At 64.3% G+C, this 14,647-nt stretch carries 9 protein-coding genes; 3 read left to right on the forward strand and 6 right to left on the reverse strand.

Going from position 1 to position 14,647, the window contains the following annotated elements; genetic code table 11:
- The first annotated feature begins 87 nt into the window (after positions 1–87).
- A complete protein-coding gene (locus APH25_RS13645) occupies positions 88–870 on the forward strand; it encodes a response regulator (RefSeq protein ID WP_371262507.1) in 783 nt (260 codons plus the stop codon).
- A gap of 23 nt (positions 871–893) precedes the next feature.
- Here the strand turns inward: APH25_RS13645 and pbpC are convergent, their stop codons facing one another.
- A complete protein-coding gene (gene pbpC / locus APH25_RS13650; RefSeq protein WP_060482293.1) occupies positions 894–3,248 on the reverse strand; it encodes a peptidoglycan glycosyltransferase PbpC in 2,355 nt (784 codons plus the stop codon).
- A gap of 77 nt (positions 3,249–3,325) precedes the next feature.
- On the opposite strand from pbpC, the gene APH25_RS13655 reads away from it, so the two are divergent.
- Positions 3,326–3,619, forward strand: coding sequence for a hypothetical protein (locus tag APH25_RS13655; RefSeq protein WP_028633002.1), 294 nt, complete (start codon positions 3,326–3,328; stop codon positions 3,617–3,619).
- 69 nt (positions 3,620–3,688) lie between these two features.
- On the opposite strand, the gene APH25_RS13660 is transcribed toward APH25_RS13655, so the two are convergent.
- Positions 3,689–8,581, reverse strand: coding sequence for an alpha-2-macroglobulin (locus APH25_RS13660; protein ID WP_060482294.1), 4,893 nt, complete (start codon positions 8,579–8,581; stop codon positions 3,689–3,691).
- Between the two features lie 181 nt (positions 8,582–8,762).
- On the opposite strand from APH25_RS13660, the gene APH25_RS13665 reads away from it, so the two are divergent.
- A complete protein-coding gene (locus tag APH25_RS13665; protein ID WP_060482295.1) occupies positions 8,763–10,100 on the forward strand; it encodes an MATE family efflux transporter in 1,338 nt (445 codons plus the stop codon).
- Between the two features lie 80 nt (positions 10,101–10,180).
- Here APH25_RS13665 and speA read toward each other — a convergent pair whose 3' ends face one another.
- The 4 genes from speA to APH25_RS13685 all read right to left on the reverse strand — a co-directional run bounded on the left by speA (position 10,181) and on the right by APH25_RS13685 (position 14,444).
- Complete coding sequence (speA, locus tag APH25_RS13670) at positions 10,181–12,094, reverse strand: arginine decarboxylase (protein WP_060482296.1); 1,914 nt, start codon at positions 12,092–12,094, stop codon at positions 10,181–10,183.
- Between the two features lie 140 nt (positions 12,095–12,234).
- Complete coding sequence (locus APH25_RS13675) at positions 12,235–12,606, reverse strand: translation initiation factor Sui1 (protein WP_060482297.1); 372 nt, start codon at positions 12,604–12,606, stop codon at positions 12,235–12,237.
- 235 nt (positions 12,607–12,841) lie between these two features.
- Entirely contained in the window at positions 12,842–13,375 is a 534-nt protein-coding gene (locus APH25_RS13680; RefSeq protein WP_060482298.1) for an NUDIX hydrolase, read from the reverse strand.
- A gap of 1 nt (position 13,376) precedes the next feature.
- Positions 13,377–14,444 carry a DUF2333 family protein gene (locus tag APH25_RS13685; RefSeq protein ID WP_028633007.1) on the reverse strand — a complete coding sequence of 356 codons (1,068 nt, stop codon included), beginning with the start codon at positions 14,442–14,444 and terminating at the stop codon, positions 13,377–13,379.
- Between the last annotated feature and the right edge of the window lie 203 nt (positions 14,445–14,647).

A 14,647-nucleotide genomic window follows, 5' to 3' on the forward strand; every position in this document is an offset into this window, starting at 1 on the left:
CGTGCCTTGTACATATTTCAGAGGTACGGCTACTTTTAAACTGCCAGAGCGTCTAGCCCGGGAGCAGGGCCGTATACGAACAGGGAGTTGATCGTGTTCAGACCAGTGAGTGAAGTAAAGGTGTTGGTGGTCGATGATCAATCGGCCATCGTTGAACAGTTGTGCGAATTCCTCAAAGCCAAGGGCTACGCGTGCACATCGGCCCTTTCCACCAACGAAGCGATCGAACGCTACATGGCCGACCCTGCCATCGGCCTGGTCATCTGCGACCTGCATATGCCTGAACGTGACGGCATCGAGCTGGTACGGGCGCTCAAGCAGATCAACCCGGGGCAGCGCATGTTCGAGGCCATCATGCTGACCGGGCGTGCGGAGAAACAGGACGTGATTCGCGCCTTGCGTGAAGGCTTTGCCGATTACTACCAGAAGCCCATGGACCTGGACGAACTGCTCGAAGGCGTGCGCCGGCAGGAAGAGGTGTTGGTGGAACGTCAACGCAATCTCAGCGACCTCGGCGGGTTGAACCAGCGGCTGCAGGAGCTGGCTGACTCTGTCGACGAGTTGTACCAGGACCTGGAGAAAGCCAGAGGCCAGGGCGCGCACCGTCGCGCAGGGGATGCCGAGGATACCGAGGGCGAGTTGCCTGCAGTGTTCGACAAGCTCTCGCCGCGCCAGCTTGAGGTCGCCCGCCTGGTGGGCAAGGGCAAGACCAACTACCAGATTGCCTGCGAACTGGGCATCACCGAAAACACGGTCAAGCTGTATGTCTCCCAGGTGTTGCGCCTGACCCACATGCACAACCGCACCCAACTGGCATTGGCGCTGACCCCAGGCTCCGCGCCCGTGCATCAGCGCTTCACCGCCCACTGACGGGCGACACCTGCCGGGCTACCTCACTGGCTGACCTGGAACGTTACGCGGGCTGTTTCACCGCTTTCGTCCAGTGCGCTCAGCTCGGCCCGCCCTGCCTGCGGCAGGCGTAACGGCAGGCTGTCCTGGCCCTGGGTCTCACCCAGCGGCTGGCCATTGAGGAACCACCAGCGCCGGCCGGCACCGCCCAGTGCTGACACATCAAGCTGCAATGGCTCAGCGCTGTTGGCGGGACGACGCAGGTTATCACCCGGTCGTACCCCGACGATGGACAGCGGTGGCGCGCTGGCCGCAACCTGTGGCGGGCAGCCAGGGTCGATGGCAGGCAGCAGGGCGGCACGGCGCTCTGCCCGCGGCAGCCAGGGTTCCAGCGGCGCCGGCCATAACGCGATATCGCGCTGCCGGGCACCCGGGCAACTGCCGTCTACCCGCAACCCACGGTCATTGACCCACACGTTTTCGTGCAACCCCAGGCCCAGCGGTTGATCCGCCGCCTGCAAGGTCGGAGGGATGGTGCCGTCCAGCGTCCAGGCAAAGCGCTGACGCCGGCAGTTCGGGGCTTGCCGCTGCAGAGGCTGGCCGAGTGGCCAGCAGATCGCAGCCACCCCCACGCTCGCCGGTACAGGCTGTATCGGCATGCTCAGCCCCCGCTGACGATCACGGTTGGTCAACAGATCATGCACCTGCAGCATCAGTGGCGCTGCAGAGGCCAGGCCGAACTGCCCGGGCACCGGCGTACCGTCGGGCCGGCCGATCCACACACCGATCAGGTAGCGAGGCCCCACCCCGACCGACCAGGCGTCCCGAAAACCGTAGCTGGTGCCGGTCTTCCAGGCCAGCTGCGGGCGCTGCACCCACTCGGCATGAGGGTCGCGGTCTGGCCGGGCCTGGCCACTGAGGATGCGGCGGATGATCCAGGCAGCACCCGGCGACATCAGGCGATGCTCTACCAACCGAGCCTGAGGCTGCAAACGTATCTGGGCCGTGTTGCCCTCACGGGCCAGTGCCGCATAGCCCCCCACCAGGTCTTCCAGGCGGCTGCCGGCTCCGCCCAGAATCAACGAAAGGTTCGGTTCGGCCAGCGGCGGCAATACCAGCGGCAAGCCCGCCATGCGTAGCTGTGCGGCAAAGCGCTTGGGACCGTAGGCTTCCAGCAGCTGCACCGCTGGCAGGTTGAGTGACAGCGCCAGCGCCGAGCTGGCCGACACCGGGCCGCTGAAGCCGGACGAAAAGTTGCCGGGGCGATAATCGCCGTAGCGGCGCGGCACATCCTGTAGCAACGACTCGGAATGAATAAGGCCATCGTCCAGCGCCATGCCATACAGGAAAGGCTTGAGCGTGGAGCCTGGCGAGCGCAACGCCTGCACCATGTCGACATGGCCGAAGCGCCTGTCATCCGCCAGGTCGACCGAGCCCAGGTAGGCACGCACGGCCATGTTCTGCGCCTCGACCACCAGGATGGCCGCTGAGGTACGTTCGGGCAGCCGGGCGCGCCAGCCCAGCAGCAGGTCCTCAAGGCGCCTTTGCAGGGCGGCGTCCAGCGTAGTGCGTATCAGGGGTGGGCTACCGGCCGTATTCAGGCGCCGGGCCAGCAGTGGGGCCAACGCCGGCTCCTGGCGTGGCGCCAACAACAGCGGTTCCTCGGCCGCCTCGCGGATGCGCTGCGCAGGCCATACCTGGTATTGCGCCAGGCGTTGCAGCACCTTGTCACGGGCGCGCTGTGCGCGTTCTGGGTGGCGGTCCGGGCGCAGCCGGCTGGGGGCCTGGGGCAGCACGGCCAGCAACGCGGCTTCGGCGGGCGTCAGGTGCAAGGGCGACTTGCCCAGGTAGGCCCAGCTCGCGGCGGCAACGCCCTGCAACGTGCCGCCGAACGGCGCGCGGTCCAGGTATATCTGCAGGATCTCGCGCTTGGGCAAGTGCCACTCCAGCTGTAGCGTGCGCCACAGCTGGCGCAGTTTGCCTGCCAGGGTACGGTCATGCGGGTCGAGCAGCCGTGCCACCTGCATCGACAGGGTACTGCCCCCCGACACCACCCGCCCGCCGCTCAGGTTCAGCCAGGCCGCCCTGGCCAGCGCCAGCGGGTTCACCCCCGGATGGCGATAGAACCAGCGGTCCTCGTAGGTGAGCAGCGCCTCCAGATAAAGCGGCGACACCTGCTCGGGGCTGACCGGGTAACGCCAGACACCGTCGGCATCGGCAAAGCGCCACAGGGGCGTACCGTCTTCCGCAAGCACCACGCGCGCCAGGTCGTCCTGGGGCATCGGCAGCGGCCATAGGCGATCAGCCAGCCACAGCAGGCCAACCACAACCAGGCTGCCGAGTAACGCAGCGCGCAGCAGCTTGCCCGCACGGGTGCGCAGCCACGCTAAGCTTGGCATCGGGAACCGACCTGGCCAGATAATGGCCAAAGTGTTGGGGACGGCACAATCGCCGAGTCGATCATCAGGAAGCAACTATGCATGTAGAAGGTTTTTTCGAGTGGCTGGGCCAGGCGCTGGGGTCGCTGATCCGTATCATCGTCGACGCGTTGAGCGGCCTGTTCAACCTGCTGGCCAATGCCGGTGGCAACTTTGTCGACGGCCTTGCACGCACCCTGGGCATGGACACCTCGCTGGTCAGCATCCTGGCGCTGATCGTCGGCCTGATGCTGCTGTACTCGGCAATCCGCGCGTTCATGCGTGCCTCGATCATCCTCGGGATCATCTGGCTGGTGCTGGGGTTGTGGGTGATGAGCTGGGTCATACACTAAGCGCCGGGCTGCCGGTGGTGGGCGCCAGGCAGGCGGGCACATCGCCCCGCTGCCTGGCACTACCGCTGCCTAACGCGGCTTGACTGTCATTTCCCCTTGCCCGTCACCCACAGCCTGCAGGTTCGGGCGGTACATCGACTCAACCTGCGGCGGCGGCACCCGATAGGTGCCCGGGGTGACTGCACGGGCCAGGTACAGCAGGTGGGTGGTGCCGTAGCCGTCGAGTTTCACGGCCGCGACGTAACGGTCGTCGCGGTATTCCTGGTGCACCACATTCGCGTTCTGCATCGAGACACGCCACTCCTTCACCGCGCTGCTGGCGTTGTCCAGGCTGGCAGCGCTTTGCGCCAGGTTCTGGTTCTCCAGCTCCAGACCGGCTGGCAGCAGGTCGACTACCAGCGCATCAGGCACACGGTCCTCGGCCTTCAGCGCCAGGTGTACCAGCACCAGGTCACCGCTGCGCAGGTTACCCAGGTCCAGCGGCTGGCCATTCATGCCCAGGTACTCACGACGGATCTGCATACCATTACTGCTGGCCGCTGGGGCCTGACGGGGGTAACCCGAAATCGTCAGTTGCTGATAAATCGTCTCGCCGCCCTGGTTCTGCACGGTCAGCGGGGAGGCCAGTAGCGGGCCCTCCAGCTTCATGCCCGCATCGGCGTTGTCGAATTCGCGGATTTCACCCGCGCTGTCCAGCCGCGCTTTCCATGATTTTTCTGGCTTACCGAGCAAGCCACGGCCTGCCAGGAACAGCGCATTGCGCTCCTGGGTAGAGAGCCAGCGGTTGGCAGCCAGCTCATCCGACAGCGCAAACAGGCGTTGATCGACCTGGCCGCTGGCAAGGTTGTTCTCCTGCAGCAGTGCAAGAATAAGCGCCTGGTCGCGCAGGGCGCTGCCGTAATCGTCCATCCAGCCTTTGCCACGGCTGACTGCAAGGCCAGCCTGCAGCGCCTGCTGTGCACGGGGCTTGTCACCCATTTTGTCCAAGGCCACGGCCAGTTGCACCAGCGGCAGGCCAGAGCGGGCATCGGCCCGGCGTTCGAACAGGCCACGCAGCGCGCCCAGCGGTGCCTGCTGGCTGCGCGCCAATACCAGGGCGGCATAGGCCTGGACGGCAAAGCGGGTGTGATCGGCGTTGACGCTGTAGTCCACTTCGATCAGGTTGCGCTCCTGCAGGTAGCGCAGCAGGCGTTCGTTGGCCTTCTTCAAGGCTTCGGCCGGCACCCCGTAACCCTGGTCACGGGCCCGCAGCAGGAAGTCGCTCACATAGGCGGTCAGCCAGTACTCCTCCTCGCTGTCCGAACTCCACAGGCCGAAGCTGCCGTTGTAACGCTGCATGCCCAGCAGGTGTTCGATGCCCATCTCGATCTTGTGCTTGCGCACGTCTGCCGGTTCGCCCTTGATGCCCAGCCGCTTGAGGCTGTCGGCATCGGCGTACAGCGATGGGTAGAGGCCGCTGGTGGTCTGTTCCAGGCAACCATAGGGGTAGGCCTCCAACGCGCGAATCTGCTCGGCCAGGTTCAGCGGTGGCCTGCTCGACAGCGCCAGTATCGCTTCGAGACCCGACGGTTCATAGGCCGCCAGGTCTGCTTCGGGCAAGGTCCAGGGCTGGTCTGACAGCGCCACGCGGTAATGCTTGAGCATGGCCGGATAGGCAGGGCGCACGCCCAGCATCCATTCACGCTCGAACGCAGCCGCTGGCTCATCCGGCAATTGCAGGCCCGTGACACGCACATGGACCTTGCCCTGCCCGAACCCGCCTTGAGCTTGCACAGGAATCATCAGCGTGGAGCGCTGGCCTTCAGCCAGCGATACAGCCTGCACGGCACTGGCCGTGAGGCTGACTTGCCCCTCTGTGGTGATCTCCACGTTCAACTGCTGGGCACGGCCCGACTGGTTGGCCAGGTCCAGCGCCAGGCGAGTGCGGTCGCCACCCGCCAGGAAGCGCGGGGCGGACAATTCGGCAATGAGCGGCGCAGCGACCACGGTCTTGGCTTCAGCCATGCCGAAGTCTTCGTCGGCCCAGGCCTGGGCCATCACGCGCAGCTCACCATTGAAGTCGGGGATATCGACGCTGGCCTGGCCTTCGCCGTTGTCATCCAGGGTCACCGGTAGGCTTTGCTGGGCGACGATGGTCACCGTGGTATTGGGGCGTTTGCCGCCTTTGGCCATGGCCGCATCGCCACCAAATGCCAGGCTGGCCAGGCGACCTTGCCCGGCTTCGATCAGTTGGCCGTATATGTCCAGCTGGTCGGCGCCATAGGCCTTGCGCCCGAACAGGCTGGCGAAGGGGTCTGGGGTTTTGAAGTCGGTAATGTTGAGGATGCCCACATCCACCGCCGACAGCAGCACATGCACCTGCTTGGGCACGCTGCCATTGCTTCTGGCAGCCTTGATCTTCACGGTAAGCGGCTGTTTGGGGCGCATTTTCTCCGGTGCCTGCAAGCTCACCGCCAGCTTGCGCTCGGCGCGGTCCAGCGGCAGGTGCAGCACACCCACCGCACGCTTGGGCGTGGCATTGGCCTTGCGCTCACCCGGGCGAACCACCAGGGTGCTCAGGTACAGGTCGTGGCGCGCCCAGGCCTTGTCCAGCGGCACCTCGAAGGTTTTGCCCTCGGCAGGTACATCGATCTCCTGCCACCACAACGGGCCATCGCTGGATTCGATCATCAGGTAGCCACTGCCTGCGGCAGGCGGGGTAACCGTGACCTTGGCGGTCGCACCGTCGGCATAGGACGGCTTGTCCAGCGCCAGCTTGACCTGGTCTGGCCGTACGGCGCCACCGTCGGCGTTATCCTGGGCGCGGTAACCGGCCCAGAAGCGTTCGCTCGACACCACACCGGTTTGTGGGTCTTCCACCTCCACGCGGTACGGGCCCCACTCCACCTGAAAGTTCATCTTGGCGGTGGAGCCCGCCTTGACGCTGAGGGTTTCCTCGCTCTGGGTAAGGAGTTTTTCGTTATAGGCGTAGCTCCAGCCGTCACTCTGGGAGTAGTTCCAGTAATAATCGCGCCGCTCGCGAATCAGCCGCACTTTCAGGTCGTTGGCCGCAAGCTTGTTGCCTTCGCGGTCGGCTACCACGAATTCGAACTCGACAGGGCCATCGCTGTTGGTTTCTTCGCCGTCAAACAGCCCACGCAGCCCAGGCAGGCGCTCGGCGGGCCAGACGGGTTGCTCCAGGCGCCGAGTGATCGGCCTGCCACCGGACTCCTGCAAGCTGGCCTGCACGGTCAGTTGCAGTGGCGAATGCGCTTCGCTCCAGCGGCTGGGGATGTCGAGTACGGCCTTGCCCGCCTGGTCGAGGGTGACTTCATCCAGTTCCAGGTCCTGGCTCAGCTCGGCTTCGGTCACCGAGCCAAATTGGTAGCCGGGCAGCGCAGGCACCGCCTCACGCAGCGGGCGAACATAGGCCTGACCGCTCAGGCGGTTGCCTGCCGCCGGTGCACCGTACAGGTAGCGGCCGGCCACCTGGATGCGCGCATCTTCGTCGGGTGCAAGGGGCTTGCTACTGCCCTTGAGCTCCAGCGCCAGCCGCTCGGGCAGGAAATCCTCGACCAGGAATTCATACACCTGCTTGCGCCCGCCACCCAAGTCGAGCAGCAACTGCCAGCGGCCGGTTGGGGCCTCGGTCGCCAACTGCAGCTGGTATTGGTACAGGCCATTGCTGTCGGCCTCCCAGACGAACTTGCGGCTCACCTGCTCATCCGGGCGCCGCACTTCCACATTCACTGGCTGGGCCTTCACCGGCTTGCCGTCCTGGTCGCGCAGCAAGCCGTTGAGCAGCACCGTTTCACCAGGCCGGTACAGGTCGCGCGGGCCGAAGATGAAGAACTGCAGCGGGTTGGCCTGGGGGCCGGTGATGTCAAATTCGGCCAGGTCCAGGGCTGCGGTATTGAGGCGCAGAAGCGTGGTGTGCACACCCTGGGTTGCGATCAGGGTATCGGCCTTGGTCGTGATCGGCAGTTGGGCATGGCCCTTGCCATCCGTGCTGGCCTGCGCCAGCAGCTTGCCTTTTTCGTCATGGATTTCGAGGTTGACGCCGTTCAGTGCCTTGCCACCCTCCAGGGCCTGGGCGAACACGTCGATACGGTCACGGTAACGATGGGCAGACACGCCGATGTCGCTCAAGGTAAACATCGTGGCCGGCTGCGAGTAGTCATAGGTACCCGATGCGCGCATCACTGCCAGGTACACGCCTGGCGCTTGCAAGGGCTTGATGCCAGCAATCGGCAGCAGCACGGTTTCGCGGGTATTGCGCGCAGGGTTGAGGTCGAAGCGACCGCTGTACACCAGCTCGGCCATGCTCAGGGTATCTTTGGACTGGTAGTACTCCAGGCTGCTGCGGCTCCCCCAGTTGGCGAGGAACGACGAGAGCATGTCCGGTTTGACCCGGAAGAACTCCACATCCACCTTGTCCACGTTCAAGGCAATGACCGGCAGGCCTTCGGCAACGCGCGTCGGCAGCAGCGAACCCCGGCTGGCAAAGCCGATGGTCGGCTGCATGTCACGGGTTTCGAGGCGGGTAATGGACTCGTCCTGCAACTGCTCACCGTTGACTGCCAGCAAGCCCTTGTCCACGGTCAGCACCAGTTTGCGCTTGGGCTCCAGGTGGCGCAGACGCAGCTCCATCTGGTTTTCGGACAGCTCCCAGGCGCCATCAACCTTGCCCTTCACGGTATCGACCAGGTGCACCTTGCTGGCGAAGTCCTGTTTGGCGTCCAGCGGCGCCGAGAAGCTCAGCGACAGCGTGGCTGCGCCATCGAGTTGCACCTCCGAGGCGTCCAGCACGGTCAGCTCGCGGCCCTTGTAACGCTCGGCGAGCAGCGCCGGATCTTCGCGCTTGACGGGCTGGCTTGCGGCGGCCGTCGGTTTTTGGGCGGGTGCCGGCTTGTCCGGCGTGGAAGAGTCACAGGCGCTAAGCAGGGCCAGCGCACAGGCCAGCAACAATCCTTTGTTGAACATGGAGTACAAACTCTTGGGCAGTATGTAGGTGAGGGCTGCAACTATAGCGCACGCGTAGGCATGGCACCCAGCGCGACGCGGCAAGTGAGACCCTGTTCGCGCTAATTGGTTGCCTGGCCGGTACACTCTGTTGCTGCATTGCCATATGGCTGTGCTGCAACCCCGACTTTCCAGGCCCCCGATGACCTCGATGCTTACCGACTGGCGGCACCGCCCCACCCACCTGAAGGTGTGGGCGCTGGCCGCGCCGATGATCCTGTCCAACATTTCCGTGCCGCTGGTTACCCTGGTGGACAGCACGGTGATCGGCCACCTGCCCCACGCCCATCAGCTGGGGGCCGTGGCCGTGGGCGGCACGCTTTTCACCTTCATGGTGGGCCTGCTGGGGTTTCTACGCATGGGGTCTACCGGTTTCGCTGCCCAGGCAGCCGGGCGGGGCGACGGCGCGGCCTTGCGCCAGGTGCTGGTGCAGGGGCTGCTGCTGGCCCTCGCCCTGGCCATGCTGATCGCCCTGGTGGCCCTGCCCTTCAGCCAGCTGGCCCTGCATGCGATGCAGCCCAGCGTCGCGCTGCTGCAATCCACCGAGGCATTCTTTCACACCCGGCTGTTGGGTTTGCCGGCGGCGCTGGCCAGCTACGCGTTGGTTGGCTGGTTCCTGGGCACCCAAAATGCAAGGGCGCCGCTGGCGATCCTGCTGACCACCAACCTGCTGAACATCGCGCTGAATTTATGGTTCGTACTGGGCCTGGACTGGGGGGTGCTGGGGTCGGCGCGGGCGTCGGTGATTGCCGAGTGGAGCGCTGCCCTGCTCGGCCTGGCACTCACCCGCCCAGCCTTGCGAGCCCACCCTGGGCAAGTGGCGTGGCGGGCACTCACCCGCTGGCAGGCCTGGCGGCCTTTGCTGGCAGTGAACCGCGACATTTTCCTGCGCAGCCTGGCGCTGCAAGGGGTGTTTCTGCTGATTACGGTGCAAGGCGCTCGCCTGGGTGAGGCGACCGTGGCGGCCAATGCGCTGCTGCTCAACGGCCTGCTGCTCACGGCCTACGCCCTGGATGGGCTAGCCCATGCAGTCGAAGCCTTGTGCGGCCATGCCATTGGTGCACGGGACCGAGACACCTTGCGGCGTTCCCTGGTGATAGCCGGTGGCTGGTCACTGTTCGTCAGCCTGGGTTTTGCCGGTTTGTTCCTGCTGGGTGGGCACCTGTTCATCAACCTGCAGACCAACATCGAAAGCGTGCGCATGGCGGCGTACCCGTACCTGCCCTACCTGGCGGTGCTGCCGTTGATTGCGGTGTGGAGCTACCTGCTGGACGGGCTGTTCATCGGCGCGACCCGGGCACGGGAGATGCGCAATGCAATGTTGCTGTCGGTGTTGGTGGCACTGCCCTTCGGCGTGGTGATGAGCGGGTTTGGCAACCACGGGTTGTGGCTGGCCTTTCTCGGCTTCATGGCGTTGCGGGCGGTGACGCTGGGTTGGGTGGGGTGGCGGTTGCAGGTGCGGGGGGGTTGGGTGGGGTGAAGGGGGTGGCGCCGCGTTGCGGCGCATCGCGAGCTGCGCTCGCTCCTATGGGAGGGTAGAAGCGAGCGATAGGCCGCCGCTTACGACGACAAGTACGAAGACCGGGTCAACCCAAGGCGCAACGCATCCAGGTACTGGGTACGTTCGCGTGCGGTGATCTTGGCGCTGGCCACCTTGTCGCGGTAATGGGTCATCAGCTCCTCCGGCGACAGGTGCACATAGCGCAGCATGTCCTCGATGGTGTCGTGAGTCTCGATACCGGCGTGGTAAACGCTGCCATCAGCGTTCTGGTAGATGTTCACCGAGTCGGTATCACCGAACAGGTTGTGCATATCGCCCAGGATCTCCTGGTACGCACCCACCAGGAACACACCCAGCAGGTAGTCCTCGCCCTCGTTCAAGGCATGCACCGGCATGCTGGTCTCGATGCTCTGCTCATCCACGTACTGGTTGATCTTGCCGTCGGAATCGCAGGTCAGGTCCTGCAGCACGGCGCGGCGCAGGGGCTCTTCGTCCAGGCGGTGCAGCGGGATGATCGGCAGCACCTGGCCAATGGCCCAGGTGTCGGGCAGGCTCTGGAACACCGAGAAGTTGCAGATGTACTTGTCGGCAAGCTTGTCATTCAATTCGTCCAGCACCTGGCGGTGGGAGCGCTGGCGAGCCTTCAGCGAGTTGTGCAGGCGGCGGCACACGGCAAAGTAGCACTGTTCGGCCAGGGCTTTCTCGGCCAGGGTCAGCTTGCCGTCGGCATACTGCGCCGCCACGTCACCCATGTAATGGGTGGCGCGCCAGTAGGTCTCGGTCACCATCTCGATGTCGGTAGGGCCCAGCAGGTCGACCAGCCACTGCACGGTCTCGGGCAGAGCTGCCTTGTTCTCGATGGTCGGCACCTGGTCGTTGTGTTTCTCGACGTCGGTCACCTGGATCACCAGCATGGCATGGTGCGCGGTCAGCGAGCGGCCACTCTCCGAGAAGATGTGCGGGTGCGGCAGGCCCTGCGCGTCGCAGAACTCCTTGAGCATGCCCACCACCACGCCGGCGTAATCGTCCATGTCGTAGTTGATCGAGCTGGCATTGCGCGAGTGGGTGCCGTCGTAGTCAACGCCCAGGCCACCGCCCACATCGATATGGTCCACCGGCAGGCCCAGGGCCCGCAGTTCGCCGTAATAGCGGATGGCTTCCTTGAACCCATGCTGGTAGTCGGCCAGGTTGGCGATCTGCGAGCCCATGTGGAAGTGCAGCAGGCGGATACCCTGGTCCAGCCCCGCATCACGGAAACGCTGTACCACCGAAATCAGCTGCGCGGCCGACAACCCGAACTTGGACTTCTCGCCACCGGTGTCGGCCCATTTGCTCGAGGCCAGCGACGACAGGCGCACCCGCAGGCCTACCTGCGGCTTGACCTTGAGCTCGGCGGCCTCGTCGATCACCAACGCCACTTCCGACTCTTTCTCGATGACGATGAACACGTTGTGGCCCAGCTTCTGGCCCATCAGCGCCAGGCGGATGAACTCACGGTCCTTGTAGCCGTTGCAGACAATGGTGCCGCCCTTGGGCGCCAGTGCCAACACTGCCAGCAGCTCAGGCTTGGAGCCGGCTTCCAGGCCGATGGACACGTTCTGCGTGGCGATGATGTTTTCCACCACCGCTTCCTGCTGGTTAACCTTGATCGGGTACAGCGCGGTGTACTGGCTCTGGTATTCCAGGCGTGCAATGTTGGCATCGAAAGCACCGGTCAGCTGGCGCACGCGGTCCTGCAGAATATCAGGGAAGCGCACCAGCAACGGCAGTGACAGCCCACTCTGGCGCAGCTCGTCCACCTGCTCGAACAGGTCGATCGGGGCACTGTCCGGCCCATTGGGGCGCACTTCGACGCGCCCGGCATCATTGATGGCGAAATAACCAGCGCCCCAATGGCGGATGCCATACACACTGCGGCTGTCGGCCACGGTCCATTGGCTACCATCGTCTTTGCGTGTGCGTCGTACGGACATTCAAGTCCCCTATAAATAAGTCGTAAACACGGCCCTGCCAGCTGGCGGGCGCAGTGTAAAAGCCAAAAGTGACGGTTCGTCTGTTGCCTGGGTAGACCCTGGTCACAGCAACGAGTTTAGAAAGCACCGGGCAAAAAGACTCAGCCGCCGGACTTCTTCGCCTTGAAACCCTGCTTGATGAGTTCGGCGATCAACAGTTCCACATGGTCGCCCTGAATTTCGATAACCCCATCCTTCAACGCACCACCGGTACCACAGCGGCGCTTGAGGGTGGTGGCCAGCTCCTTGAGCTGATCCAGCGGCAGCGGCACCCCGGTGACGGTGGTTACGGTCTTACCGCCGCGGCCTTTGCTTTCACGGCGCACGCGGGCAATGCCATCCCCTTCGGGGATAGCCTGCTGCTTGCAGGTGCAGGCATCCACCGGCTGGCCGCAGTCGGGGCAATGCCGACCGGCATCGGTGGAGTAAACGAGACCGCCAAGGGCGGAAAAGGAAGAAGCTTTCTTGGCCACTTTTGTTCCTCTGCGCTGAGGACAAAAACTGGTCGAGCCTGGGACAAGGCCGACCGCAAAGCCCCACTCTGGCAGGGGCAGCGCTACTGCCGCAAGGTGTTGCGGCAGCCTGAAAAGGGCGCGCAGTGTAACGATAAATCTGGCTATTGTGTAGGCGCGCCGCGATCGCGAGCGAAGTATTTGCATAGGAACGGGGTCATTGGCCAGCCCCACTTCCTGAACAACACGCAAGCACTCAAAGGCTGGCTTTATAGCGCTGCAACGCCGCCAACGAATCCGGGCAATAAGGTTCGCTCAGGCTCTGCGCCTCAGCCTGCTCCAAGCCCATGAACCGCGCCTCCATCACCTCTTCCGGCTGCAAGCGCAACGGCGCATCGGACACCGCCGAATAAACTGCACACCACAAGCGGTTGCCAGGCTGGTCAAAGTAGAACCGCTCATGAAAGCGCAGTTCAACGCCCTCCACCCCCAGCTCCTCGGCCAGCTCCCTGGCCGCAGACTCGGCATAGCCCTCGCCCGCTGCGACCATACCCCCTGCCGCGACGTCCCAGTAACCTGGGTACAGCGCCTTGCTCAAGGTGCGCCTGTGCACGCACAACTCACCGGCGGTATTGAACAGCAGGATGAAGGTGCAGCGGCCGATCAGGCCGCGTTCGCGTAACTGCGCCCGGGGCAAAGCCCCCTGCACCTGGTCGGCTTCATCCACCCAGCTCACCAGCTCGCGGTCTGAAGCCGCCCGGTGGGCGGCCTCGCGGGCAGTGATGCTCACCTTAGCCCTGCGACAGCAACTGGCGCAGGTCGATGACGGCAGCGTTGGCGCGGGAGATGTAGTTGGCCATGACCAGCGAGTGGTTGGCCCACATGCCAAAGCCGCTGCCGTTGAGCACCATTGGGCTCCACAGCGGTTCCTGCGAGGCTTCCAGTTCACGAATGATCTGGCGCACGCTCACCGTGGCATTCTTCTTCGCCAGCACGTCGGCGAAGTCCACCTCGATGGCGCGCAGCAGGTGCGACAGTGCCCAGGCCTGACCACGGGCCTCGTAGAACACGTTGTCAATCTGCAGCCAAGGGGTTTCCACCACTTCCTCGTCCACCTGCGGCGCCTGGCCAGCCACCACCGAGTCGGTCTTGGACGTGGTGTTGAGCTTGACCCGGCCAACGCTGGCCGACAGGCGTTGGGACAGCGAACCCAGGCGGGTGGCGACATCGCCCAGCCAGTTGTTCAGGTTGTCGGCGCGGGTGTAGAAGATTGCACCTTTGTCACCCGAGGCCAGGCGTGCCTGGTAGCGCGACAGCGACTTGATACCTTCCTCGAACTCCGACTCGCTGGAAGGCAGAATCCAGCTCTTGTTGTCGAAGTTGAAGCGTGGCTCGGCCTTGGCCAGGTCGGCGTCTTCGGTGGACTGCGACTGCGAACGGGCGAAGTCCTTGCGCAGGGCCCGGGACAGGTCACGCACCTGGACCAGTACGCCGTATTCCCAGCTCGGCATGTTGTCCATCCACAGCCCTGGTGGGAAGCGGTCGTTGGAAATGTAACCGCCCGGTTTGTCCAGCAACGTGCCGGCCACGGTCTTGAGGGTTTCGATGGTGGTGTAACCCACGACCATCTGCTGGGCGTTACGTTGAGCGGCCGCTTGCGCGTTCTGCTGGACCGGGAACAGGTCCGGCTCCTGGCTCCAGTACCAGCCAAGGCCAATGCAGACCAACAGGTACAACCCGACCAGGGTCAGCAGCGCACGGCTCCACAACCCGCCAAAGTAGCTACGGGCGGCAGCGCCGCGGCTGTCGGCACGCTCACGGGGCTCGGCTTTCGCCTCGCGGTTTTTCCAGTCCAGCATGGCTTTGTCCTTAATCAGTCACGACGGTTCAGGGGCTTGGACCACAGGCCTACGCCAGGGTGCCACGGCAAGCCCGCCTTGCTGCACTATAAAGCAGACACTGCCTTACGCATAAGCGACCCATCGGTCATGAACTGAATAGTGATCCCGGTCATTTTGTTGACATGTGACACTCACCCTGCCATGAAGAGGTGCTAGCATAG

It is taken from the genome of Pseudomonas sp. NBRC 111119 (assembly GCF_001320125.1).
GTDB classification, from domain to species: Bacteria; Pseudomonadota; Gammaproteobacteria; order Pseudomonadales; family Pseudomonadaceae; genus Aquipseudomonas; species Aquipseudomonas parafulva.

Excerpts from the sequence above, each read along its gene's own strand:
- APH25_RS13685 (WP_028633007.1), bottom strand. The coding sequence starts at position 14,444 with ATGCTGGACTGGAAAAACCGCGAGGCGAAAGCCGAGCCCCGTGAGCGT.
- pbpC (WP_060482293.1), bottom strand. The coding sequence starts at position 3,248 with ATGCCAAGCTTAGCGTGGCTGCGCACCCGTGCGGGCAAGCTGCTGCGC.
- speA (WP_060482296.1), bottom strand. The coding sequence starts at position 12,094 with ATGTCCGTACGACGCACACGCAAAGACGATGGTAGCCAATGGACCGTG.
- APH25_RS13655 (WP_028633002.1), top strand. The coding sequence starts at position 3,326 with ATGCATGTAGAAGGTTTTTTCGAGTGGCTGGGCCAGGCGCTGGGGTCG.
- APH25_RS13665 (WP_060482295.1), top strand. The coding sequence starts at position 8,763 with ATGACCTCGATGCTTACCGACTGGCGGCACCGCCCCACCCACCTGAAG.
- APH25_RS13660 (WP_060482294.1), bottom strand. The coding sequence starts at position 8,581 with ATGTTCAACAAAGGATTGTTGCTGGCCTGTGCGCTGGCCCTGCTTAGC.